General features: G+C 70.8%; 23 protein-coding genes. 7 read left to right on the top strand and 16 right to left on the bottom strand.

Going from position 1 to position 21,690, the window contains the following annotated elements; genetic code table 11:
- Positions 1–50: 50 nt before the first annotated feature.
- From ACFSC0_RS03455 to ACFSC0_RS03445, 3 genes are all read right to left on the bottom strand, one after another.
- Positions 51–377 (bottom strand): UrcA family protein, encoded by a 327-nt coding sequence (locus ACFSC0_RS03455; protein ID WP_377280505.1) that lies wholly within the window; start codon positions 375–377, stop codon positions 51–53.
- Positions 378–409: 32 nt separating this feature from the next.
- Positions 410–1,321: a hypothetical protein gene (locus ACFSC0_RS03450; RefSeq protein WP_377280506.1), complete on the bottom strand. Its 912-nt coding sequence runs from the start codon at positions 1,319–1,321 to the stop codon at positions 410–412.
- Positions 1,322–1,446: 125 nt separating this feature from the next.
- Complete coding sequence (locus tag ACFSC0_RS03445; RefSeq protein ID WP_377280507.1) at positions 1,447–1,689, bottom strand: hypothetical protein; 243 nt, start codon at positions 1,687–1,689, stop codon at positions 1,447–1,449.
- 189 nt (positions 1,690–1,878) lie between these two features.
- Here ACFSC0_RS03445 and ACFSC0_RS03440 point away from each other — a divergent pair, with 189 nt between their 5' ends.
- Positions 1,879–2,904, top strand: coding sequence for a protein kinase family protein (locus ACFSC0_RS03440; RefSeq protein ID WP_377280508.1), 1,026 nt, complete (start codon positions 1,879–1,881; stop codon positions 2,902–2,904).
- A gap of 85 nt (positions 2,905–2,989) precedes the next feature.
- Here the strand turns inward: ACFSC0_RS03440 and ACFSC0_RS03435 are convergent, their stop codons facing one another.
- From ACFSC0_RS03435 to ACFSC0_RS03400, 8 genes are all read right to left on the bottom strand, one after another.
- The gene (locus ACFSC0_RS03435; RefSeq protein WP_329636040.1) at positions 2,990–3,496 is read right to left on the bottom strand and encodes a CarD family transcriptional regulator; all 507 of its coding nucleotides are present in this window, start codon (positions 3,494–3,496) and stop codon (positions 2,990–2,992) included.
- Between the two features lie 291 nt (positions 3,497–3,787).
- On the bottom strand, positions 3,788–4,129 hold the full coding sequence (fdxA, locus tag ACFSC0_RS03430; RefSeq protein ID WP_377280509.1) for a ferredoxin FdxA: 342 nt from the start codon (positions 4,127–4,129) through the stop codon (positions 3,788–3,790).
- 84 nt (positions 4,130–4,213) lie between these two features.
- The gene (locus ACFSC0_RS03425; RefSeq protein ID WP_377280510.1) at positions 4,214–4,495 is read right to left on the bottom strand and encodes an RNA-binding S4 domain-containing protein; all 282 of its coding nucleotides are present in this window, start codon (positions 4,493–4,495) and stop codon (positions 4,214–4,216) included.
- Positions 4,492–7,026, bottom strand: a complete 2,535-nt coding sequence (locus ACFSC0_RS03420; RefSeq protein WP_377280511.1) for a helicase-related protein — start codon at positions 7,024–7,026, stop codon at positions 4,492–4,494. The genes ACFSC0_RS03425 and ACFSC0_RS03420 overlap by 4 nt, the downstream gene beginning before the upstream one ends.
- 371 nt (positions 7,027–7,397) lie before the next feature.
- Positions 7,398–8,531: an ABC transporter permease gene (locus tag ACFSC0_RS03415; protein ID WP_377280512.1), complete on the bottom strand. Its 1,134-nt coding sequence runs from the start codon at positions 8,529–8,531 to the stop codon at positions 7,398–7,400.
- Positions 8,528–9,445 (bottom strand): ABC transporter ATP-binding protein, encoded by a 918-nt coding sequence (locus tag ACFSC0_RS03410; RefSeq protein ID WP_377280513.1) that lies wholly within the window; start codon positions 9,443–9,445, stop codon positions 8,528–8,530. Before ACFSC0_RS03410 ends, ACFSC0_RS03415 begins: the two co-directional genes overlap by 4 nt.
- The gene (locus tag ACFSC0_RS03405) at positions 9,442–10,413 is read right to left on the bottom strand and encodes an HlyD family secretion protein (protein WP_377280514.1); all 972 of its coding nucleotides are present in this window, start codon (positions 10,411–10,413) and stop codon (positions 9,442–9,444) included. Before ACFSC0_RS03405 ends, ACFSC0_RS03410 begins: the two co-directional genes overlap by 4 nt.
- Positions 10,413–11,045: a TetR/AcrR family transcriptional regulator gene (locus ACFSC0_RS03400; protein ID WP_377280515.1), complete on the bottom strand. Its 633-nt coding sequence runs from the start codon at positions 11,043–11,045 to the stop codon at positions 10,413–10,415. Before ACFSC0_RS03400 ends, ACFSC0_RS03405 begins: the two co-directional genes overlap by 1 nt.
- Positions 11,046–11,164: 119 nt before the next feature.
- Here ACFSC0_RS03400 and ACFSC0_RS03395 point away from each other — a divergent pair, with 119 nt between their 5' ends.
- Positions 11,165–12,439 carry a 3-phosphoshikimate 1-carboxyvinyltransferase gene (locus ACFSC0_RS03395; protein ID WP_377280516.1) on the top strand — a complete coding sequence of 425 codons (1,275 nt, stop codon included), beginning with the start codon at positions 11,165–11,167 and terminating at the stop codon, positions 12,437–12,439.
- 231 nt (positions 12,440–12,670) lie between these two features.
- Positions 12,671–12,970: a 50S ribosomal protein L28 gene (gene rpmB, locus ACFSC0_RS03390; protein WP_377280517.1), complete on the top strand. Its 300-nt coding sequence runs from the start codon at positions 12,671–12,673 to the stop codon at positions 12,968–12,970.
- 174 nt (positions 12,971–13,144) lie between these two features.
- On the opposite strand, the gene ACFSC0_RS03385 is transcribed toward rpmB, so the two are convergent.
- From ACFSC0_RS03385 to cobT, 3 genes are read right to left on the bottom strand one after another with little or no spacing between them, the layout of a single operon-like run.
- Positions 13,145–13,894 carry a dienelactone hydrolase family protein gene (locus ACFSC0_RS03385; RefSeq protein WP_377280518.1) on the bottom strand — a complete coding sequence of 250 codons (750 nt, stop codon included), beginning with the start codon at positions 13,892–13,894 and terminating at the stop codon, positions 13,145–13,147.
- A gap of 20 nt (positions 13,895–13,914) precedes the next feature.
- A complete protein-coding gene (locus tag ACFSC0_RS03380) occupies positions 13,915–14,850 on the bottom strand; it encodes an esterase-like activity of phytase family protein (protein ID WP_377280519.1) in 936 nt (311 codons plus the stop codon).
- 50 nt (positions 14,851–14,900) lie between these two features.
- Complete coding sequence (gene cobT, locus ACFSC0_RS03375) at positions 14,901–16,850, bottom strand: cobaltochelatase subunit CobT (RefSeq protein WP_377280520.1); 1,950 nt, start codon at positions 16,848–16,850, stop codon at positions 14,901–14,903.
- A gap of 172 nt (positions 16,851–17,022) precedes the next feature.
- Between cobT and ACFSC0_RS03370 the strand changes: the two genes are divergently transcribed.
- Positions 17,023–17,199: a DUF1328 domain-containing protein gene (locus tag ACFSC0_RS03370; protein ID WP_377280521.1), complete on the top strand. Its 177-nt coding sequence runs from the start codon at positions 17,023–17,025 to the stop codon at positions 17,197–17,199.
- Positions 17,200–17,290: 91 nt separating this feature from the next.
- Positions 17,291–17,518, top strand: a complete 228-nt coding sequence (locus ACFSC0_RS03365; protein WP_377280522.1) for a DUF378 domain-containing protein — start codon at positions 17,291–17,293, stop codon at positions 17,516–17,518.
- A gap of 215 nt (positions 17,519–17,733) precedes the next feature.
- Here ACFSC0_RS03365 and ACFSC0_RS03360 read toward each other — a convergent pair whose 3' ends face one another.
- Positions 17,734–18,921: a DUF3089 domain-containing protein gene (locus ACFSC0_RS03360; protein WP_377280523.1), complete on the bottom strand. Its 1,188-nt coding sequence runs from the start codon at positions 18,919–18,921 to the stop codon at positions 17,734–17,736.
- Between the two features lie 187 nt (positions 18,922–19,108).
- Entirely contained in the window at positions 19,109–20,113 is a 1,005-nt protein-coding gene (gene cobS, locus ACFSC0_RS03355; protein ID WP_377280524.1) for a cobaltochelatase subunit CobS, read from the bottom strand.
- A gap of 87 nt (positions 20,114–20,200) precedes the next feature.
- Here cobS and ACFSC0_RS03350 point away from each other — a divergent pair, with 87 nt between their 5' ends.
- Both ACFSC0_RS03350 and ACFSC0_RS03345 read left to right on the top strand, forming a co-directional pair.
- Positions 20,201–21,073, top strand: coding sequence for a TauD/TfdA dioxygenase family protein (locus ACFSC0_RS03350; protein WP_377280525.1), 873 nt, complete (start codon positions 20,201–20,203; stop codon positions 21,071–21,073).
- Between the two features lie 2 nt (positions 21,074–21,075).
- Positions 21,076–21,606 carry a P-loop nucleotide/nucleoside kinase family protein gene (locus ACFSC0_RS03345; protein ID WP_377280526.1) on the top strand — a complete coding sequence of 177 codons (531 nt, stop codon included), beginning with the start codon at positions 21,076–21,078 and terminating at the stop codon, positions 21,604–21,606.
- Positions 21,607–21,690: the final 84 nt, after the last annotated feature.

Genomic DNA, 21,690 nt, shown 5'->3' with positions numbered 1-21,690 from the left:
GAAGCGACCCCCGCCGGACGTCTCCGGCGGGGGCGCCTGACGGCCCTTGCTCAGGGCATGCGGGCGGCGAGCACGACGGCCGGCTCGGTCAGCGGCCGGGCCTCGTAGAGCGCGAGCAGCTGGGGCCGGGCGCTGGCCAGGGCCTCGGCCCGGCATGCCTTGATCAGCCGCATGGGGGTGAAGGGCGAGGGGTCGCGGCAGATCGTGGTGGCGGCCCGGCTGACCCGGCGCTCCAGGATCTGGCGGCCGGCCGGATGGCCGATGTCCAGGTCGGCGTAGCTCACTCTGGCCGAGACCTGTTCCACCTTCGCCCAGGCGGGGGCGGAGAGGGCCAGAGCGGCGGCCGTGGCGATGACGCTGGGGAGGATACGTTGCATTTTGTTGTGTCTCCAGAAGGGTTTGTAGTGGGTTACGCGAACAACTCGGCCATCGCCTCGAACTCGGCGACGGCATTCGGCTTCAGGCGCCGAATGGTTTCGATGAACCTCGGGTGGGAGAGCCCCGACCCGACGTAGGTCCACCGGTTGGCTTGGTGCTGGACGGCCATGAACCGCTCGCGCTCGGCCTTGCCGAACGGCTTGCCGCGCGTCGCCTCGAGGGCTTCGAGGTCGAAGGCGGCCTGCTGGCGAAGGCCCTCGTCCAGGAAGGCGCCGAGCCGCTTGTAGCCCTCGATCGCCTCGTCGATCTGGGCGGGCGTGCAGCCGGCGGCGATCTCTTCCACCAGCAGGGTGTCGATCTGCGCGTGCTGCTGCTCCTCCATCCAGTGGTGCAGCAGCAGGTCCTTGAAGCGTGGATCCAGCTGCTGCTCGTCCTGGATGCTCTCGGTGAAGTGGCGCTGGCTCATCCACTCGATGTGCAGGATCAGCAGCGCCACCGAGAGCGGCGGGTGCGAGAGCACGTGCGCGGCGATCGCCTCCGGCGGGCCGATCGTCTTGCAGCGGACGCCGAACTCTTCCGCGAACGCCGCGGCGAACGTGCGGAACAGGTGGATGTGCTTGGCCTCTTCGGCGGCGAACTGGAGCATCGCGCGCGAGCGGTAGGACTCCCCGGTCGCCTGGGGTCGCGCATGGTCGAGCAGGAAGGGCAGGATGAACTCCTCGACCAGCCCGAACATGACCAGGTAGGCGTTGCCGCGAATCTGGTTGAGCTCCAGCCGCTCGTCGGCGGTCAGGAAGTCGAGAGGCGCCGTGCGGGCGAGCGCCTCCGGCATGAACGGCTTGGAGAAGTCCAGCCGCTTGTCCGGGCCGATCAGCTCGTCCACGCGCCAGTTGATCCGCTCGGCGCGCGCAAGGCAGTCCTCGAACGAGAAGGCTTTGGTCATCGGGGCAGGTCCTTCGTTGCGGTGCAGGACCGTCTGGATAGGACCGCGCGTGACCCCCCGCGTCGGGGAAACCCCCTAGTTTCGCCTGAGCGCCCCTGACACGAAGGACGTGACGGGGCGTCTGGTCAGGACCGTCGCCCGGACATCAGCCTGAGCCAGGGCGCAGCGTGGAAGAGGCTCATCAGCAGGTACATCGGGACCATGCCGGTAAGCGGAGAGTCATGTCCCGCCGAGCAGAGCATGATCGCCGGATCGTCGCCCACGGCGGTGAGGGCGGCCATGGCGGCGAAGGTCGGCGTGGCCGAAAGAGCCAGCCACCTGGCGATCACCATTCCGCCGGCCTCGGTCGTGACGTCACGCCCGCTCATCGCAGCCTCCAAGCTTGGGCAAGGCCCACGCGCTGTCGTGAGAGGCAGACTGGCGGCGACCCGGCGGAGGGCGGGAGTGACAAGTGTGGCGGGATCGGAACGCCGCCTCCGCCTGGGCCTTCACGGCCCGGCTCGTTCAACGTGGGCCGCAGGTGTTAGGCTCGCGAGCGGAGCCGGCCGGGGAGAGAGATGACCTCGTCAGACGCCCATCTGGACATGCGCAGGCGCACGTTCGAGCGCATCGCCGCCCGGCTCCGGTCGTTCGGCGACGACGATCTCTCCGCAGCGTTGGCCCCCGACAAAGCCTCGTGGCGTTACAGCGTCCACGGCAGTCAGTCCGCGGTGATCGAGGTCGAAGGCGCGAAGGTCTTCGTCAAGCAGATCAGCCTCACCGACCTGGAACGGAGACCCGAGAACGAGGGGTCGACCGCCAACCTCTTCGGCCTGCCGCTGTTCTACCAGTACGGGGTCGGCTCTGCGGGGTTCGGCGCGTGGCGCGAGCTGCAGGCCTACCTGAAGGCCGGCGAGTGGGCGCTGTCCGGCGAGTGTCCGCATTTCCCGCTCGTCTATCACTGGCGCGTGCTACCAAGGCGGCCGCCCCCGCTTTCGGCCGAGCAGCTCGCCTGGCTGGAGCGCGCGCCGGACTATTGGGAGTCGGACGCCGTTCGGGCCCGGCTTGAGGCGATCTCCGGCGCCACGTCATCCATCGTCCTGTTCCTCGAGCATGTGCCGCAGATGCTGGACACCTGGCTCTCGGACAGCCTGGCCGGCGAACCGCCGGCGCCCGGGCTGGAGGCGGCGATCCTCCGGGTTCACGAACAGCTGGACGAGACCGCCGCATTCATGAACGGCCGCGGCATGCTGCATTTCGACCTGCACGCCTTCAACGTGCTGACCGACGGCGATCAGGTCTACGCGGCCGACTTCGGGCTGGCGCTCTGCGAGGACTTCGACCTGTCGCCGGCCGAGCGCGGCTTCTTCGAGGCCCATCGCCTCTACGACCGCGGCTATGTCGCCTGGGGGCTCGTGGAGTGTTTGGCGCCGAAGGGAGAGCCGCGGGTGCGGGCGCCTGCGCTCGACGCCCTCGTCGCCCGCTGCAAGCCGGTCGCGGACATCCTGCGCAGCTTCTTCGGCAGACTGAGCGGCGAGGCCAAGACGACGCCCTATCCGGCGGCCGAGCTCGAGGCGGCGCTTGCGCAGATCCGCGTCCAGTGACGGCCGCCGCGAGCGCGAAGCCGCAACGAAAAACGCCCGGCGTCTCCGCCGGGCGTTTCCGCATTCAGAGCTGATCGCCTTCGGCTTACGCCGCCGTGCGGACCAGGGACTTGGCGAGGATGCCGATGGCCTCTTCGCGGTCGATGCGCTCGATGGCGGCGACTTCGCGGGCCATGCGGTCCAGCGCCGATTCATAGAGCTGGCGCTCGGAGTAGGACTGCTCGGGCTGGTTCTCGGCGCGGTGCAGGTCGCGGACCACCTCGGCGATCGAGATCAGGTCGCCGGAGTTGATCTTGGCTTCGTATTCTTGGGCGCGGCGGCTCCACATGGTGCGCTTCACCCGGGCGCGGCCCTTCAGCGTGTTCAGCGCCTGGCTGACCACGTTGGTCTCGGCCAGCGGGCGCAGGCCGGCGCTCTTGGCTTTGCCGGTCGGGACGCGCAGCGTCATCTTCTCGTGATCGAAGGTGATTACGTAGACCTCGAGCTTCAGGCCGGCCACTTCCTGGGTTTCGATCCCCTGCACCAGACCCACGCCGTGGGCCGGATAGACGACGTGATCGCCAACCGAGAAATCCAGACCGCTCTTGCTCATCACGAGACCTCTTCAATGTCCTTTGCGTCCGGGCCGCGGGTTGCGCGCGCATCCGCTCGAACGGACAGGGCCATTCCCCGCAAGATGCTTGCGGCGGCCCCGACTCTCGAGCGGTTTTTCGACCTCTAAGACAACCCTCGCCTTTATGTAGGCGTGCCGGCCTGGACGGCTCTTCTGCGGAATGACGGGCAAAGCGAAGCCGCTTTCCACCACGTCGGAATAGACATTAACACAAAATCGTGCCGAATGAAAGGCTTGCTGCGGCGCGTCAGAAGCGCCGCCAGCTTCGCGTCAGGAGCCGCGGCCAGGCTTCTCGCTGAAGTACTTCTCGAACTTGCCCGTTTCCCGCTCGTACTGCTCGGCGTCGGCCGGCGGCGTGCCCTTTACGGTGATGTTGGGCCAGATCTTCGAGTACTCGGTGTTGACCCGCAGCCACTTGCCGTCCGGCTCGTCTTCGGTGTCCGGCTTGATGGCGTCCACCGGGCACTCCGGCTCGCACACCCCGCAGTCGATGCATTCGTCCGGATTGATGGCCAGGAAGTTCTCGCCCTCATAGAAGCAGTCGACCGGGCAGACCTCCACGCAGTCCATGAACTTGCACTTAATGCAGGGATCCATGACGATGTAGGTCATAACGGGGACAATACTCCGGTCGCAGGCGCGCGGGTTTTCGGGGTCAGGACGCGGCTTGTCAATGCCGCGCCCCTGAGCTGACCATCAGGATATCTGTAAGGGCGAGTAGAGCTCGCGTGCTTCCGAGGCCGGTCCGCGTCGTTCGCCGAGGCCTTCGACCGCCACCGCGATCAGCCGTCCGCCGACCGCGAACACCAGGCCGTCGCCCACCTTCACCGAGCGGGACGGCTTGTCGAGCCGGGTTTCGACCCCGGCGCGGGTGAGCCGCACCCGGCCCTCCTCCACATAGCGGGCCGCCAGCGAGCGGGTCTTGAAGAAGCGGGCGCGCCACAGCCACACGTCCACGCGGCAGCTGTCCTCGCTCATGCGCGGGCGGCCTTGGGCTTGCGCCGCGGCCGGCGGCGGGGCGGGGCGGTCTTCAGCGCCGCCAGCGCGGCGAACGGCGAATGGGTCGGCGGCTTGGCCGGCCGGGGCTCGGCGATCCCGCGCCGGCGCCAGGCGACGGGCTCGCCCGCCTTGGGCCTGCCGGTCCGGGCGAAGCCCAGGTTCCGCATCACCGCCCCGGCCTCGGCCTCGCTCCAGCCGAGCTCTTCGCGCGCCTGGTCCGACAGGACCTGGCCGCCGGCCAGCTTGGGCGCGGCGCGCAGCAGGGCGTCGAGCCGCTCCAGGCCCTCCACCGGGGCGGCCACCGGGCCGACGGCGCGCAGGCCGTAGGCGGCGAGCGTCTGGGCGCTGGGGGCCGGGTCGCCGAGGCTCGACAGCCCTGCGCCGGCCGGCCGCCATTGCGGACTCGCCTGCGCGGCGAAGGCCTGGGCGTAGGCCTGCGCCGGGGGCTTCAGCAGGGCCGGCAGGTAGAGGCTGAAGGCGCCCAGCTTGACGCCCAGGGACTTCAGCGTGCGCCGCTCCACCTGGCTCAGCGCCTTGGCCTCGGCGCGCACGGCGCTGCGGTCCAGTACGCCGCCCTGTTCGATCAGCCGGTAGGCGAGGCCCCGGGCCAGGCCCTTGATCCTGCCCTCCGAGACCGCGCTCTCCAGCCGGCGCAGCGGCTTCAGCCGCCGGTCGGCCTCGGCGGCCGCGAAGGCCTCGAGCCGGCGCTGGGCCCGCTCCCGCGCCGGGCCGGCGCCGAGCTCGCCGAACAGCCGCACCCGCGGGGCGAACAGCGTCCCGCCGGACAGCACGCCCACCGCGTCGCCGCGCCACAGCACCGTCCCATCGGGAGCGAGGGCGAAGGCCTCGTCCGGCTCGGCGGCGAGCCTGCCCAGCCGCCGGGCGATCTCCGGGCCCACCGCCGCCGTGGCGGCGGCGCGCAACGCCTTCTCCTCGAGCAGCGAGGCGCCCTGGGCGGCCTCGAAGCTGACGCCGGAGAGCTTGCCGACGTACTGGCCCTCGACCGTCACCACCCCGTCGGCGGCGACGCCGGCCAGCAGGTCCTCGCGGACCCGAAGGCCGCGCATCAGGGCGCTGGTCCGCCGGTCGACGAACCTCGCCATCAGCTTCTCGTGGAGGGTGTCGGAGAGCCGGTCTTCGAGCGCCCGGGTCTTGCCCTGCCAGTTCGCCGGGTCGGCCAGCCAGTCCGGCCGGTTGGCGACGTAGGCCAGGGTGCGCACGCTGGCGAGGCGCCCGGCCAGGGCGTCGATCTCGCCGTCGGTGCGGTCCAGCCACTCGTACTGGCGGGCGATCCAGTCCTCCGGGATCCGGTGGGTCCGGGAGGTCAGGTGGCCGAAGAAGTCGCGCACCAGACGGACGTGGTCCTCGGTGGCGGTCTTGCGGAAGTCCGGCGTCTGGCAGACGTCCCACAGCCGGAAGAGGGCGCTGCGGTCCCGGCAGCGGGCGGCGATCTCCGGATCGGCCGCCAGCTGGCGCAGCGTCATCTCGTCCAGGCTCTCGGCGGCGAGCTTGAGCCCCTCCCGCTGCGGCGGGGCCGCGAGCGAGCGCATCAGCGCCGGAAGGGAAGCGAAGTCGAGGGCCGCGTTGCGCCACTCGGCGGCGGCGACGGGCTCGAAATGGTGCTGCTGCACGGCCTCGACCAGGTCGGGGTCCATGTCCTCGCACTCGCCGGTGACGCCGAAGGTGCCGTCCTTGCGGTAGCGGCCGGCCCGCCCGGCGATCTGGCCGATCTCCTGCGGGTAGAGCCAGCGGGTGCGGCGGCCGTCGAACTTGCGCAGCCCGGCGAAGGCCACGTGGTCGACGTCCATGTTGAGGCCCATGCCGATGGCGTCGGTGGCCACCAGGAAGTCCACCTCGCCGGACTGGTAGAGGGCGACCTGGGCGTTGCGGGTGCGGGGAGAGAGCGAGCCCATCACCACCGCCGCGCCGCCGCGCTGGCGGCGGATCAGCTCGGCGATGGCGTAGACCTGGTCGGCCGAGAAGGCGACCACCGCGCTGCGCCGGGGCAGCCTCGTCAGCTTCTTGGGGCCCGAATAGGTGAGCTCGGAGAACCGCTCGCGCGAGACGATCTCGGCGTGCGGCAGCAGGCGGCGGACCAGCGGCGCCATCGTCGAGGCGCCCAGCAGCATGGTCTCGGACTTGCCCCTGGCGTGCAGCAGCCGGTGGGTGAAGACGTGGCCGCGCTCGGGATCGGCGCACAGCTGGATCTCGTCGACGGCGAGGAACTCGACCTCGCGCGACAGCGGCATGGCCTCGACGGTGCAGACGAAATACTGCGGCCGCGGCGGGATGATCTTCTCTTCACCGGTGATCAGGGCGACGGCGCGGGGGCCTCTGGCCTTGACGATGCGGTCGTAGACCTCGCGCGCCAGGAGGCGCAGCGGCAGGCCGATCATGCCGCTCGCGTGGCCGAGCATCCGCTCGACCGCCAGGTGCGTCTTGCCGGTGTTGGTCGGCCCCAGAACCGCCACCAGTCGGGACGGCGCGGCCCCCGTCGGGCGGTCGCTCATGGATCGAATGTGGGGGGGCGCAGGGAGTCGGGCAAGCGTGGCAGCCCGTCGCTGCAAGTCACCGGTCCTGACGCAACTCTACGCCTCAACCCCTACTCCTGAGCGCCCCAGGAATAGACGCGGCAGAGGCGAGGTGAGTTCCAGGACTATCATTTCCTCCCCTGCGAAGCGGGGAAGGGGACCGCTCGCGAGCGCAGCGAAGAGCGAGTGGGGGAGGGGGCGAGCCGCGCACGCGGCGGACGGAAAGTGCAGTTTAGAGTGATCCACAGCGCCGCGTCCGTGGCTTGCCCTTTCCACCCCCCGCTCTTCAGCCGGCGTCCGCCGGCTTCGGCGGGCGGTCCCCGTTTCCCATGAATGGGAAAGGAAGGGCGCTAATCCAGCGTCCGGCGGTACCGGGCCATGGCCAGCGCCGTCACCACGCACACGAACGCCGCCAGCGCCGTCAGCTCGCGCCACATCTCGTGCGCCTCGAGGCCCTTCAGCAGGGCGCCGCGGACGATGCGCAGGAAGTGGGTGACGGGGATGACCTGCCCGATCGCCTGGGCCCAGGCCGGCATGCCGTGGAAGGGGAACATGAAGCCGGAGAGCAGGATCGAGGGCAGGATGTAGAAGACGCTCATCTGCATGGCCTGCAGCTGGCTTCTCGCCACCGTCGAGATCAGGAAGCCGAGCGCGAGCGAGCCGACGATGAACAGCGAAACGCCCAGCGTCAGCCCGATCCAGCCGCCGGCCATCGGCACCCCGAACAGCAGCCGCGCCAGGGTCAGCACGATGACAGTCTGGGCCAGGCCCACCAGCACGTAGGGCGCGAGCTTGCCGATCATCACCTCGATGGGCTCCACCGGCGTCGCCAGCAGGCTCTCCATGGTGCCGCGCTCGGCCTCGCGGGTGACGCTGAGGGCGGTCATCATCACCAGGGTCATGGAGAGGATGACCCCCAACAGGCCGGGGACGATGTTGTAGGCGGTCACCGCCGCCGGATTGTAGCGGCGGTGGACGACCACCTCGAACGGCGCCTGCGAGAGGCCGCGCTGGGCCAGGGCGCCCTTCAGGTCGTGGGCGAGGGCGTGGGCCGGGAGCGCGGCGAGGGCGGCCGCCGCGCCGCCGGTCGCGGACGGGTCGGTGGCGTCGGCCTCCACCAGGATCTGCGGCCGGTCGCCCCGCGCGACGCGGCGGGTGAAGTCGCCGGGGATGGTGACCCCGAACTGCACCTCGCCCCGGCGGATCAGGGCGTCCAGCTCGGCCGGCGTGCGGGCGGTGCGCTCGATGTCGAAGAAGCCGCTGTTCGTCATCGCCGCCAGGGTCGAGCGGGCCAGCACCGAGTCCTCCTGCACCAGCACCGCCGTCGGCAGGTGGCGCGGCTCGGTGTTGATGGCGTAGCCGAACAGGATCAGCTGCACGATCGGCAGCGCCAGGATCATGGCGTAGGTCAGCCGGTCGCGGGTGAGCTGCTTGAACTCCTTCACCAGCACCGCCCAGATCCGGACCGCCGACAGGCCGCTCATCGGAAGTTGTCCCGCGAACGGCCCATCAGCTGGATGAAGACGTCCTCAAGCGTAGGCGCCACCTCGGTCCAGCGGAACGGCGGCCGGCGGTAGGGCGCGAGGGCGGCCTCGAGCGCGGCGCGGTCGGTCCCTGAGGCCTGCACGGCCGCCCCGAACGGCGCGGCGGCCTCGACGCCGGGCTTCTCGGCGATCTCCGAGGCCAGCCGGTCGATCCCCGCCCCCTCGCCGCGGAAGGTGATCAGGCCCGAGCCGGCCACCACCTCCTCGGCCGTGCCGCGGGCGATCAGCCGGCCGTAGCTGATGTAGGCGATCTCATGGCAGCGCTCGGCCTCGTCCATATAGTGGGTGGAGACCAGCACGGTCAGCCCCTGGCCGGAGAGGGCGTGGATCTCGTCCCAGAAGGTGCGCCGCGCCTTCGGGTCCACGCCGGCCGTGGGCTCGTCGAGCAGCAGCAGCTGGGGCTGGTGCAGGGTGGCGCTGGCCAGCGCCAGCCGCTGTTTCCAGCCGCCGGAGAGGGCGCCGGCGAGCTGGCCTCGCCGCTCGTAGAGGCCCAGCCGCTGGAGCGCCTCGGCCACCCGCTCGCGCCGGCGATCGAGGCCGTGGACGCGGGCGGTGAACTCCAGGTTCTCGGCGATGGTCAGGTCCTCGTAGAGGGAGAACCGCTGGGTCATGTAGCCGGTGCGCTGCTTGATCTCGCCCGCCTCCTTGCGGAGGTCGAAGCCGAGCGCCGCGCCCTCGCCGCTGTCCGGCGTCAGCAGGCCGCAGAGCATGCGCAGCGTGGTGGTCTTGCCGGAGCCGTTGGGCCCCAGGAAGCCGCAGATCCGGCCAGTCTCCAGCTGCAGGGCGACGTCCTGGACCACGTGCTTGTCGCCGAAGCTCTTGTTCAGGCCCCGGACGTCGATGGCGAGGCTCATGAGGCCGCCTCCAGCGGAAGGACGTCCACCGGCTGGCCGGGGTTGAGCCGCACCGACGGGCGGGCCTCCACGAGGTAGACGAGCCGGTCGCGGCTCTCGCGCGAATAGATGACCGGCGGGGTGAACTCGGGCCGGGGGCTGACGAAGACGATCTGCGCCGTCAGGCCGTCCCGGCAGCCGTCGCAGCGGAAGCGGACGGTGCGGCCCGGCCGATAGGCGGCAAGGTCCGTCTCGGGCACGAAGAACCGCAGCTTGATCCTGTCGTGCGGCAGCAGGGCGAGCACCGGCTGGTTCGCGCCGGCCCATTCGCCCGACTGGAAGAAGACCTCCTCCACCCGGGCGGCGGCGGGCGCGACGGGGGCCAGGTCCGACAGCCGCGCGCCGGCGGCGGCGAGCCCGGCCTGGGCCTGCCGCACCCGCTGGTCGGCGGCCTCGACCTGGCCCTGGCGGGCGCCGAGCTCGGCCGCGTCGCGCCGGCGGGCGGCGGCCCGCACCTCGGCCTGGGCGGCCTGCCAGGCGGCCTCGGCGTCGTCGAGCCGGGCGGGCGCGTAGATGCCCTTCTGCACGAGGGGCCGGATGCGGCGAAGGTCGGCGGCGGCGTCCCTGGCCCGCGCCTCGGCGGCGGCCACCTGGGCGTCGAAGACGGCGAGCTCGAGCGGGCGTTGGCCCTGGCGGGCGTCCTCGGCCTGCGCCTGGGCGGCCGCCACTTCGGCGGCCGCCTGGTCCCGCTGGGCGGCCAACTGCTCGGGGTCGACGACGAACAGCCGCTGGCCGGGGCTCACCTCCTGGCCGCGCCGGACGAACACCTGCTCGACCGTGCCCGACACCGGGGCGGCCAGGTAGAGCGGCTCGCCCTCGACGTAGCCGGTCAGCACGTCCGGACCCTTCAGCCGCGGCGCCAGCACCAGCAGCGCGATCAGGCCGGCGGCGACCAGCAGCAGGATCAGGGGGAGGATCTTGCGGCGCATCAGCCGGCCTCCGTCAGAATGCCTTGCAGGACGGCGCGGACGTGCTGGCGCGCCAGGGCGGGCATGTCGAAGGGCTCGGCGCCGATGGGCGCGAAGGTCTCGCGCCAGATCACCCCGACCAGCAGCGGCGAGGCGACCGAGAGGGCGTACATCCGCGGATCGCCCGGCTTCACCTCGCCGCGCGCCTGGGCGGCGGCGATCGCGGCGGTGAGGGCGCCGAGCGCCTTGGAGACCAGCTGGTCGTGCCAGACCTGGGCGAGCTCGGGGAAGTTGCGCGCCTCGCCGATGACCATCTTCACCAGGCCGCCGACCGGCGTCGTGGTCACGACCTCGGCCATGCGGCCGGCCAGCATCTCGAGAAGCGGCCCGATCGGGCCCGGGTGGCTGGCGAGCACTGCGAGCACGGCCTCGAAATTCGGCGCCACGCCTTGCGTCACCACCGCCCGGAAAAGGTCTTCCTTGGTCTCGAAGTAGAGGTAGAGGGCGCCTTTGGAGACGCCCGCCCGGGTGGCGATGTCGTCCAGCTTGGCGCCGGCGAAGCCCTTCTCCGCAAACACCTCGAAGGCGGCGGCGACGATCTCGGCCGGCCGGGCTTCCTTGCGCCTGCGGAACTTGGGTGCGCCGGCCTGCATCGGCTGCTCCTGATAACTGACCAGTCAGTTAGTAACAGCTCCCCCCGCGTGGCGCAACGCCGTTCGGCGCCATCGCCGCGGGCTGGCGCGGCGCGCAGGCGCGCGCTACCTGTCCGCCCATGACCGCCCCCGCCCGGATCGACGGCGTCCGCCTGACGCCCGTGACAGCCCCGCTGACGGGCTCCGTGCGCCTGCCGGGCTCGAAGTCGATCACCAACCGGGCGCTGCTGCTGGCGGGCTTGGCCAGGGGGACCAGCCGGCTCACCGGGGCGCTGAAGAGCGACGACACCGCCCACATGGCCGCCGCCCTGCGCGACATGGGCGTGAGCGTGGAGGAGCCGGACGAGACCAGCTTCGTCGTCAGCGGGTCCGGACGTCTGACCGCCCCGCAGCGGTCCCTGTTCCTCGGCAACGCCGGCACGGCGACGCGCTTCCTCACCGCCGCTGCGGCGCTGGCCGACGGAGCGGTGGTGCTGGACGGCGACGCCAACATGCGCAAGCGACCGATCGCGCCGCTGGTGGAGGCGCTGGCCCAACTCGGGATCGAGGCGGCCGCGCCGACCGGCTGCCCGCCGGTGGTCGTCGCCGGCAAGGGCGGGTTCGAGGGCGGCAAGGTGGTGATCGACGCCCGCCTCTCCAGCCAGTACGCGTCGGCCCTGCTGATGACCGGGGCCTGCGCCCGCGGGCCTGTCGAGGTCGAGCTCGCCCACGCCGAGATCGGCGCGGCCGGCTACATCGACCTGACGCTGGCGGCGATGCGCAGGTTCGGCGCGCAGGTGGAGCAGCTGGGCAACCGGCCCGCCTGGCGGATCGAGCCCACCGGCTATTCCGCCGCCGACGTCTTCATCGAGCCCGACGCCTCGGCCGCCACCTATCTCTGGGCCGCCGAGGCCCTGACCGGCGGGCGGATCGACCTCGGCATGTCCGCCGAGGCCTTCAGCCAGCCCGACGCCAAGGCCTGGGCCGTGATCTGCGCCTTCCCGCGCATGCCGGCGGTGATCGAGGGCTCGCAGATGCAGGACGCCATCCCGACCCTGGCGGTGCTCGCCGCCTACAACGAGACGCCGGTGCGTTTCACCGGCATCTCGGGCCTGCGCGTGAAGGAGTGCGACCGCATCTTGGCCCTGTCGCAGGGCCTGAACGCCATCCGCCCCGGGCTGGCCCGGGAGGAGGGGGACGAGCTGGTGGTCGAGGGCGATCCGGCGCTCGCCGGCCAGGAACGGCCCTGCCGCATCGACACCTTCGACGACCATCGGATCGCCATGGCCTTCGCGCTGGCGGGGCTGAAGACGGCGGGGATCGTGATCCAGGATCCGGACTGCGTGGCCAAGACCTATCCCGGCTACTGGGACGCGCTGGCGGCGCTGGGCGTGGAGCTCACTTTCGGCGCGTGAGGAACGCGGCCGCAACGAATCGGGACCGAATCACTGACTCGGCCGGAATCACGCTTCGTTCCCTACAACCCATTGTATCTGACTCGCTTTCGGCCACAAACGAGCTCCACCGCGGCGTTGTCGCAGGCGCCGCTGCGCCTTGACGGGGCCTGACGCCTTCGACTATATCGCGCGCTCCTCGCGGGGCCCTCCGGCTCCGCGTCCGTTTTTCTACGCGAAGGTTCTATCGCCATGTCGCGCCGCTGCGAGCTCACGGGCGTCGGCCCCCTGGTCGGCCACAACGTGAGCCACTCGAACATCAAGACCAAGCGCCGCTTCCTGCCGGCGCTGAACCCCGCGTCCCTGCAATCGGACGCGCTGGGCCAGACCTTCCGGCTGCGCATCTCCAACAAGGCGCTGCGCACGCTCGACTTCAAGGGCGGCCTGGACACCTTTCTCCTCGGCGCCAGCGACGAGCAGCTCTCGCCCCGCGCCCAGAAGATCAAGCGCCAGCTCAAGGCCAAGCTCGCCGAACAGAAGGCCGCCGCGTAAGCGGGCCTACAGCGCCAAGGATCAGGCCGCCTCCGGGCGGCCTTTTTCGTTTCAGGCCTCTCCCTCCGCGAAGCGGGGGGAGAGGGTGGGGTGAGGGGGGCGTCTCCACCGTCTCGGCGGCGGCGCGTCAGCTGCCCCTCACCCTACCCTCTCCCCGCTGGGCGGGGAGAGGTCTCAGGACTTCAGCGCCCCGTCGAACAGCGCCACGAGCTCGCGCCAGTGGCGTTCGGCGCCTTCCGGGTTGTGTACGGGCATGTCGGTGGGCACCCAGCCGTGGCGGCAGCCGGGCCAGATGGAGACCTCGGCGTCGACGCCGGCGTCCTTGAGGGCGGCGGCGAGGCGCACCTTCTGGGCCTCGTCGAAGCTGCGGTCCTCGTCGGCGCCGGCGACCAGCACCTTGGCCTTGATCTTGGGGGCCAGGATGTGGGGGCTGTTGGGATCGTCCGTGGCCATGTTGCCGCCGTGGAAAGAGGCGGCGGCCCCGATCCGGTCGGGGAAGGTCCCGGCCGCGCGCAGGGCGATTCCGCCGCCCATGCAGTAGCCGGTGACGCCGACCTTGCCGGGCTTCACCTCCGGCTGCGTCTCCAGCCACTCCAGCGCCGCGCGCGCGTCGATCAGCTGGCGCTCCACGTCGGTGCTGGCGCGCAGCTTCTGGAAGATGGCCTGGGCCTCCGGATCGCCGGCCCGGGCCTTGGCGATGTCCGGCGGATCGTAGCGGCCGGCGCGCCAGAAGAGGTCGGGGAGCAACACGTAGTAGCCGGCCCCCGCCAGCCGCTCGCCCATCTGAAACAGGGCCGGCCGGATCGCCGGAGCGTCCATGAAGATGATCGCGCCGGGCCACGGGCCCTGGCCCTCGTCCGGCTTGAAGGCGAAGGCGCGCGCCGGCCCGTCGGCGGTGGGCAAGGCGATCTCGGTGTGGCTCACGGCGTCTCTCCCTCGTCTCGTTATGGCCTCCAGTCGAACGCCACCAGGAGGGTGCGCTGGATCTTCTGGAAGTTGTCGTCCGACAGCAGGTAGAAGCGCAGCCCCCCGCGGATCGGGACCGCCGCCACCGCCTCGAAGTTGTCGACCGTGAGCGGGCGGGAAAGCTCCAGCCGGTCCACCTCGCCCTGCGGCCCGTCGATCTTCAGCACGATGCGGTTGCCGCGCAGCGGGTCCCAGGCGCGCAGCAGGTAGGCGGTGCGCCCCTCCGGCAGGCGGCGCATCGCCACCAGGCCGAATTCCTTGCCGGGGCGCTCGACCGTCGGGCCTGCCGTGCAGCCGGTCGAGAGGCGGCAGAAGAAGAGCTGCGCGCCGTCCTCGCCGCCGGCGACGTAGGCGTCGGGGCCTGCGGCAGGATCGGCGGCGAGCGCCTCCATCCCGCCGTTGGCCGGGAAGTCGGCCTGCGGGGCGGGCGCCTCGCGGGGCGGCCCGCCGCCGGCCGGGTAGAGCCAGATCCGGTGCCGCTGCTCGAAGCTGACCAGCCGGTCGCCGTTGTCCAGCACCGCCAGGCCCTCGGAGTCGGCCTCGAGCTTGCCGGGCAGGGGTTGGCCGTCGAGGCCGGCGAGCGCCTGGATCCGCGCCCCGGTGACGCCCGTCAGGCGCCCGGCGCGGTCCAGAACCAGGCGCGCCTCCAGGAGGTCGCCCTCGTCGGAGATCGCCGTCAGCCGCCCGTCCGGTTCCACCAGCAGGTCCGACAGGCCGTGCAGCCGGGCGGTGTCCTCCGACGTCAGGGCCACGCCGCCGGCGTAGGTGAAGCGGCCGATGCGGCTCTCGTCCGGCTTGTCGGGGTTGAGCGGCACGGGCTGGGCGTCGATCCGGATGGTCCCGTCGGCCGGCACCGGCTGCTTCGGCAGCGGCGCTTCGGCCGGCGCGCAGCCGGCGAGCATCAGCAACGCCAAGATGAGACCTCTCCCCGCGTGGCGGGGAGAGGTCTTGCCCCCCTCGAAAATCAACTCACCACTCTCCGCACTTCCTTGAAGGTGGAGCGGCGCATCTGGCCGTGCGGGCCGTGGGCGCTGGGCGGCTGCTGCAGCAGGTTGGCGGAGGCCCGGGTCACCTTCCGGGGCTCCTCCTCGAAGAGTTCGGCCAGCTGTTCGACGATGGCGCCGGCCAGCTGCTCCACGTCGACGATCGTCACGGCGCGCTTGTAGTAGCGGGTCACGTCGTGGCCGATGCCGATGGCGATCAGCTGCACCGGGCTCTTGGTCTCGATCTCGGTGATCACCTCGCGCAGGTGGCGCTCCAGGTAGTGACCCGAGTTCACCGAGAGGGTGGAGTCGTCCACCGGCGCCCCGTCGGAGATGACCATCAGGATGCGCCGCTGTTCGGGCCGGCCGATCAGCCGGTGGTGGGCCCAGATCAGCGCCTCGCCGTCGATGTTCTCCTTCAGCAGGCCCTCGCGCATCATCAGCCCGAGGTTGCGGCGGGCCCGGCGCCAGGGCGCGTCGGCGGCCTTGTAGATGATGTGGCGCAGGTCGTTCAGCCGGCCGGGCTGCGGCGGCTTGCCGGCCTTCAGCCAGTCCTCGCGGCTCGTCCCGCCCTTCCAGGCCCGCGTGGTGAAGCCCAGGATCTCCACCTTCACCCCGCATCGCTCCAGCGTGCGCGCCAAGATGTCGGCGCAGACCGCGGCCACCATGATCGGACGTCCCCGCATCGAGCCGGAATTGTCGATCAGGATGGTGACGACCGTGTCGCGGAATTCGGTGTCCTCCTCCTCCTTGAAGGAGAGCGGGGCGGTGGGGTCGATGATCACCCGGGTCAGCCGCGCCACGTCCAGCAGCCCTTCCTCCAGGTCGAAGGTCCAGGAGCGGTTCTGCTGGGCCAGCAGCTTGCGCTGCAGCCGGTTGGCCAGCCGCGAGACGACGTTGGACAGGCTGGCCAGCTGCTGGTCGAGGTAGGCGCGCAGGCGGCCCAGCTCCTCGGGATCGCACAGCTCCTCGGCCGCCACGATCTCGTCGTGGGCGCTGGTGAACACCTTGTAGGTCGCCTTGGAGGGATCGCCCTTCAGGTCCGGCCGGGCCGGCTGGTCGCCTTCGCCCATGTCCGGCGGCTCGTCGGTGTCCTCGGCGTTGGGGTCCTCCTCGGCCTCCATCATCTGGGAGTCGGCGTCCTCGCTCTCCCGGTGGGTGGCCTCGTTCTCGTCCATCGCCGCCTGCTGGGGCGACTTGCCTTCGCCTTCGCCCTCGTCGCCCTCGTCGGTCGCCTCGGGCTCGCCCTCCTCGCCGCTCTCGTCGTCCTCGTCCGGCTGGTCCGGCGCGTCCGACAGGTCATCGCCCATGGAGAGGTCGCGGATGATCGCTCGGGCGACCTTGGCGAACGACTTCTGGTCCTCGATGGTGGCGGCCAGCCGGTCGAGATCCTCGCCGGCCTTGGCCTCGATGTCCTGGCGGAACATCTCCACCATCGGCCGGGCCATCGGCGGCGGCGGCTCGCCGGTCAGCCGCTCGCGGACCAGCAGCTGCACGACGTCGGCCAGCGGCGGGTTGGCCTCGGCCTCGATCGGGTTGAACACCCGCTTGGCGTAGGTGTGGTCCAGCACCGCCTTGAGATTCTCGCGCACGCCGCCCAGGGCGTTGGCGCCGATCGCCTCGATGCGGGCCTGCTCGATGGCGTCGTAGATCGGCGCGCCCTGCGCCGAGTGCGGCCGGGTCTTGGCGTGCTGGGCCACGTCGTGGTGGGCGAGCCTCAGCGCCATCTGGTCGGCCAGGCCGCGGATGCGGGCGGCGTCCTCCGGCTTCAGGTCCCGGGGCGGGTGGGGCAGCACGGCCCGCTTGCCCTGCAGCTGCGGCCCCTCGCCCGAGTAGACGATCTCCAGGTCGGCGGTCTCGGCGAGCGAGCGCGCGGCGTTGGCCAGCGCGCGCTTGAAGGGCTCGGTGGGGCTTTCAGGGTTCTTGGCCATGGGAGCGTTGTTTTATCCCGCCGCCGCGGCGCAAGCGAAGCGAAAGCTTTCTGCCCAGCCGCCCAGGCGTTGTGCAGCTTGGATTTGGCCGCCGCCGACGCAATGGCCACGCTTGCATCCGGCGGAACGGGCGTGCATGGGGCCGCCTTCGCAGTCGCCGCAGAGTGTTTTGATGTTGAAGTGGGCTTTCGTCTTCGCCGCCGTCGCCGTGCTGGCCGGGATCCTCGGGTTCTCCGGGATGGCCGGGGAGGCGACCGCCGCGGCCAAGCTCGTGTTCGGCCTCTTCATGGTCGTCTTCGTCGTCATGGTCGCCCTCGCGGTCATGACCGGTCAGCGGCTCCGGCGCTAGCTTGCGAGAAAAATCAAAAAGCTAGCTGCGCCGCGCGGAACGCGGGTCGCTCAAGTCACGTTCCCCCCTCAGAACGTGGAGAGCGAAAAACATGAAAGCTATCAACCTGATCACCCTCATGCTGGTGATCGTGGGCGGCGTGAACTGGGGCCTGGTGGGCCTGTTCGAATTCGACCTCGTGGCCGCCCTGTTCGGTGAAGGCAGCGCCCTGTCGCGGACCGTCTACACCCTGGTCGGCCTGTCGGCCCTCTACCAGATCATCCCCTTCTCGCGCGCCACCCGCGTGGGCGAGGTGCCGGCGGAGGCCGCTCGCCGCTAAACCAGTTCCGCGGCACGGACGCAGCGCCCGCTCCGGATCACCGGGGCGGGCGCTTTTCGTTTGAGGCTGCGCCCCCTCCGTCTCGTCGCTTCGCGCCGATCCACCTCCCCCGTCGTCTTCGCGTCGGGGGAGGATCAGGTAGGCCAGGCTCCTCCCCCGCAGCGCAGACTGCGGGGGAGGGGGACCGCCGAAGGCGGTGGAGGGGGCGCTTCCGATTATCCCGCGTTCTTCGCCAGCCAGGCCTTGGACTGGGCCTCGACGATGTCGAGCAGGTTGCCCATGGCCAGGTTGACGTCGATCAGGTGCAGGCCCCAGCCGGCGTTCGGCTTGCCGTCGGCGCCCGGCACGTCGCCGGCGATGTCGTCGGCCCGCGGGTCGGCCGGGTCGGCGTTGATGTGCACCGACAGGTAGTGGAAGCCGTCCTTGTTCACGCACTCGGCGGTCAGCAGGCCGGGCACGGCCACGAAGGGGGTGTCGATGGTCTTGCCCTTGGCCCAGACCGGCGGGCCCTCGCCGGAGATCATCGTGCGGCCGGCGGCCAGATAGGCCTTCAGCTCGCCCTTGCCGCCCGACAGGTTCGCCGGGTTCACGCAGGCCGCTTCCATGCCGGCCCCCTCGCGCGGACGGCCGAACAGGCTGGTCGGCGGCGGCGGGATGGTGTCTCGGAAGGCGGCGTAGGCGATGGCGCAGCCGGTCTGGTCGGCCGACTTGCAGAGCGGGATGGAGGTGAAGGTCCCGACATCCTTGCCCTTCTCCACCGGCAGGGTGGTGCCGATCAGCAGGGCGCTGACCAGCTGCTTCTGCACCGGCTTGCCGTCGATGTGCTCCTTGATCAGCTGGGTCAGCACGCCCGAGCCCTGGGAGTGGCCGATCAGGACGACGCCGCGACCCTTGTTCTCGTTCGCCAGGTACCAGTTCCAGGCGTCGACGACGTCGTTGTAGCCGGTCTGGGGCATGGGCCCGCGGGCGGCCGGCGGCGTCCCGCCCGACATCATCTGGCGCAGGGCCGTCAGGGTGAACTGGCGATAGAGCGGGGCGAACACCCGGCACTTGGCGCCGAAGCGGGCCAGCTGCTGCTCGACCACCCGCTTCTCCTCGGCGTTGGCGGTCATGTCGCTGATCACGCCCGGATCGTTCGACACCGTCGGATAGACGTAGAAGCAGTCGACCGGCGCATTCGGATCGGCCTTCCAGGTCTCCTTCTCGGTGGAGCCGTCGGCCTTGACGATGGTGGCGGTGTTGTCGATCGCGCAGGCGTCGTCTCGCCCGGGCCAGCACAGCCAGTTGGCCTTGTCGGCATAGTCGTTCTTCGGCGGCGCGGCGTCCTGGGCCGTCGCAACGCCCATCGCGGCCATCATCGCCGCCGCCCCGAGCGTCAGCCCGGCCAGCATCTTCCTGGACATCTTATCCCCCTCGAGAGCGACCACGGTTTTGTGGTCAGCGCAGACCGCTATGGCCTCCCCGGGGAGCCGCCGTCAATCGCGGTCGCGCCGTTTGCCGGCGGCCTTGATCGCGGCCCAGATCAGCAGCGAGACGACCAGTGCGCCGGCGACGACCGCCAGCTCGCCGAAGACGCCGAGGGAAGCCACGTCAGGCCACGCGGATGCGGGCGGTGCTTTCCGGCAGGTCCTGGCCGAAGGCGCGCTGGAAGAACTCGGCCACGGTGCCGCGCTCCAGCTCGTCGCACTTGTTCAGGAAGGTCATCCGGAACGCCAGCGCGATGTCGCCGCCGAAGATCTCGGCGTTCTGGGCCCAGGTGATCACCGTCCGCGGGCTCATGACGGTGGAGATGTCGCCGTTCATGAAGGCGTTCCGGGTCATGTCGGCGACCCGCACCATGGCCGCGATCGTCCGCTTGCCGTCGGGCGTGTTGTAGCTGGGCGCCTTGGCCAGCACGATCTCGGCCTCCACGTCGTGGTGGAGGTAGTTGAGCGTGGTGACGATCGACCAGCGGTCCATCTGGCCTTGGTTGATCTGCTGGGTGCCGTGGTAGAGGCCCGTGGTGTCGCCCAGCCCGATGGTGTTGGTCGTCGAGAACAGGCGGAAGTGCGGGTTCGGCCGGATCACCCGGTTCTGGTCGAGCAGGGTCAGCTTGCCCTGCGCCTCCAGCACCCGCTGGATCACGAACATCACGTCCGGGCGGCCGGCGTCGTACTCGTCGAAGACGAGCGCCATCGGCCGCTGGATGCACCAGGGCAGGATGCCTTCGCGGAACTCGGTGACCTGCTTGCCTTCCTTCAGGACGATGGCGTCCTTGCCGACCAGGTCGATACGGGAAACGTGGCTGTCCAGGTTCACCCGGATCAGCGGCCAGTTCAGCCGCGCGGCCACCTGCTCGATGTGGGTCGACTTGCCGGTGCCGTGATAGCCCTGGACCATCACCCGCCGGTCATAGGCGAACCCGGCGCAGATCGCCTTGGTCGTCTCCGGATCGAACTTGTAGGCCTCGTCCACGTCCGGCACGTGCGGATCGCGCTCGGAGAAGGCCGGAACCTGCATGTCGGAATCGATGCCGAAGGTTTCGCGCACCGAGACCATCCGGTCCGGGACCAGGGTGATGAGCTTGTCGTCTTGGTTTTCGGCGAGCATGGTCATGTCGAGGTTCGATTACAGGTGGCGCGCGCGCATTGCAAACGTGCGTTTGATGGTGCGCAGCGTACCCAGGTTGGGAGGAAGAGCGCCATGTCCGCCTTGGTTCAGACCGCCCCGAAGAGCCTCGTCGTCGAGCCCTGTGAGAACGGTTTCGGCGCGCGGATCACGGGCCTTGATCTCAGTCGTCCCTTAGATGGGGAGACGCTGGCTGAAGTGAAAGCCGCCTTCGCGCGCCACGCGGTGGTTTCCTTCCCGGACCAGCCCCTCAGCCTCGAGCAGCTGGAGGCCTTCACCCTGCAGATCGGCCCGTTCGGCGAGGATCCGTTCATCGCCCCGATGCCGGGCCACCCGAACGTGCTGGAGCTGCGCCGGGAGCCGGACGAGAAGGCCACCAACTTCGGGGCCGGCTGGCACTCGGACTGGAGCTTCCAGCCGCATCCGCCCGCGGCGACCCTGCTCCACGCCAAGGTCGTCCCGCCGGTGGGCGGCGACACCCTGTTCGCCGACTGCGCCCGGGCCTACGAGGCGCTGTCCGAGACGATGAAGCAGCTGCTGGCGCCCCTGCGCGCCGTGCACAGCGCCGCCCGCCCCTACGGGACCAAGGGCGTCTTCGCCCGCGAGACCGAGAAGCGGACGATGCAGATCATCACCTCCGAGGAGGCGGAGAAGACGGAAGTCCATCCGCTGGTCCGCACCCACCCGGTGACCGGCCGCAAGGCGCTGTTCGTCAGCCCGGTCTACACCGTGGGCATCGAGGGCATGACCGACAAGGAGGCGGGCGCCATCCTCGGCTTCCTGTTCGCCCACATGACCCAGCCGGAGTTCATCTTCCGTCACAAGTGGGCGGAGGGGACGCTGCTGATGTGGGACAACCGCTGCACCGTCCACTTCGCCGAGGGCGGCTACGACGGCCACCTGCGGGTGATGCACCGCACGACGGTCGCGGGCGACAAGGCCTTCTAGGGATGCCCCCGCCGCAGGTGCTGATTGTCACCGGCGCCATGGCGGCCGGCAAGTCGACGCTGGCCCAGGCGTTGGCCGAACGGCTGGAGCGGGCCGTCCACCTGCGCGGCGACGTGTTCCGCAAGATGATCGTCTCCGGCCGCGCCGTGCCCGGCGAGGGGGAGGAGGGGATCGCCCAGCTGAAGATGCGCTACGACCTGGCGGTGCTGGCGGCGGCCAAGTACGCCAGCAGCGGCTTTTCCGTCGTCTACCAGGACGTGGTGCTGGGCGAGGACCTGCTCGAGGCCGTCCGCCGGCTCAAGCGCTGGCGGCCCGGCGTGGTGGTGCTGAACCCGCCGGCGGGCGTGCTCGCCCAGCGTGACCGCGACCGCGCCAAGACCGGCTACGGCGGCCCCTGGAGCGCCGAGGGGTTCGCGCGGATGGTGGCGCAGACCCCGCGCGTGGGGCTGTGGATCGACAACGCGGGACTCACGGTGGCCGAGACTGTCGCGGCGATCCTGGCCGATCCGGACGCGACGCGCATCGGCCTTTAGACCTCTCCCCCCGCTCGGCGGGGGGAGAGGGTAGGGTGAGGGGGGAGTCTCCGTCCGCGCAGAGTTCCGTCGCTTCGCGCCGGG

Source organism: Phenylobacterium terrae (genome assembly GCF_042681205.1).
GTDB classification, from domain to species: domain Bacteria; phylum Pseudomonadota; class Alphaproteobacteria; order Caulobacterales; family Caulobacteraceae; genus Phenylobacterium; species Phenylobacterium terrae.
Note: the sequence above shows the minus strand (reverse complement) of the source record. Positions and strands in the feature narration are given on the sequence as shown.

Excerpts from the sequence above, each read along its gene's own strand:
- ACFSC0_RS03395 (WP_377280516.1), top strand. The coding sequence starts at position 11,165 with ATGACCGCCCCCGCCCGGATCGACGGCGTCCGCCTGACGCCCGTGACA.
- ACFSC0_RS03345 (WP_377280526.1), top strand. The coding sequence starts at position 21,076 with ATGCCCCCGCCGCAGGTGCTGATTGTCACCGGCGCCATGGCGGCCGGC.
- rpmB (WP_377280517.1), top strand. The coding sequence starts at position 12,671 with ATGTCGCGCCGCTGCGAGCTCACGGGCGTCGGCCCCCTGGTCGGCCAC.
- ACFSC0_RS03350 (WP_377280525.1), top strand. The coding sequence starts at position 20,201 with ATGTCCGCCTTGGTTCAGACCGCCCCGAAGAGCCTCGTCGTCGAGCCC.
- ACFSC0_RS03420 (WP_377280511.1), bottom strand. The coding sequence starts at position 7,026 with ATGAGCGACCGCCCGACGGGGGCCGCGCCGTCCCGACTGGTGGCGGTT.
- ACFSC0_RS03440 (WP_377280508.1), top strand. The coding sequence starts at position 1,879 with ATGACCTCGTCAGACGCCCATCTGGACATGCGCAGGCGCACGTTCGAG.
- ACFSC0_RS03370 (WP_377280521.1), top strand. The coding sequence starts at position 17,023 with ATGTTGAAGTGGGCTTTCGTCTTCGCCGCCGTCGCCGTGCTGGCCGGG.
- cobS (WP_377280524.1), bottom strand. The coding sequence starts at position 20,113 with ATGACCATGCTCGCCGAAAACCAAGACGACAAGCTCATCACCCTGGTC.
- ACFSC0_RS03415 (WP_377280512.1), bottom strand. The coding sequence starts at position 8,531 with ATGAGCGGCCTGTCGGCGGTCCGGATCTGGGCGGTGCTGGTGAAGGAG.
- ACFSC0_RS03410 (WP_377280513.1), bottom strand. The coding sequence starts at position 9,445 with ATGAGCCTCGCCATCGACGTCCGGGGCCTGAACAAGAGCTTCGGCGAC.
- ACFSC0_RS03360 (WP_377280523.1), bottom strand. The coding sequence starts at position 18,921 with ATGTCCAGGAAGATGCTGGCCGGGCTGACGCTCGGGGCGGCGGCGATG.
- cobT (WP_377280520.1), bottom strand. The coding sequence starts at position 16,850 with ATGGCCAAGAACCCTGAAAGCCCCACCGAGCCCTTCAAGCGCGCGCTG.
- ACFSC0_RS03365 (WP_377280522.1), top strand. The coding sequence starts at position 17,291 with ATGAAAGCTATCAACCTGATCACCCTCATGCTGGTGATCGTGGGCGGC.
- ACFSC0_RS03425 (WP_377280510.1), bottom strand. The coding sequence starts at position 4,495 with ATGAGCGAGGACAGCTGCCGCGTGGACGTGTGGCTGTGGCGCGCCCGC.
- ACFSC0_RS03405 (WP_377280514.1), bottom strand. The coding sequence starts at position 10,413 with ATGCGCCGCAAGATCCTCCCCCTGATCCTGCTGCTGGTCGCCGCCGGC.
- ACFSC0_RS03445 (WP_377280507.1), bottom strand. The coding sequence starts at position 1,689 with ATGAGCGGGCGTGACGTCACGACCGAGGCCGGCGGAATGGTGATCGCC.
- ACFSC0_RS03435 (WP_329636040.1), bottom strand. The coding sequence starts at position 3,496 with ATGAGCAAGAGCGGTCTGGATTTCTCGGTTGGCGATCACGTCGTCTAT.
- ACFSC0_RS03455 (WP_377280505.1), bottom strand. The coding sequence starts at position 377 with ATGCAACGTATCCTCCCCAGCGTCATCGCCACGGCCGCCGCTCTGGCC.
- fdxA (WP_377280509.1), bottom strand. The coding sequence starts at position 4,129 with ATGACCTACATCGTCATGGATCCCTGCATTAAGTGCAAGTTCATGGAC.
- ACFSC0_RS03400 (WP_377280515.1), bottom strand. The coding sequence starts at position 11,045 with ATGCAGGCCGGCGCACCCAAGTTCCGCAGGCGCAAGGAAGCCCGGCCG.
- ACFSC0_RS03450 (WP_377280506.1), bottom strand. The coding sequence starts at position 1,321 with ATGACCAAAGCCTTCTCGTTCGAGGACTGCCTTGCGCGCGCCGAGCGG.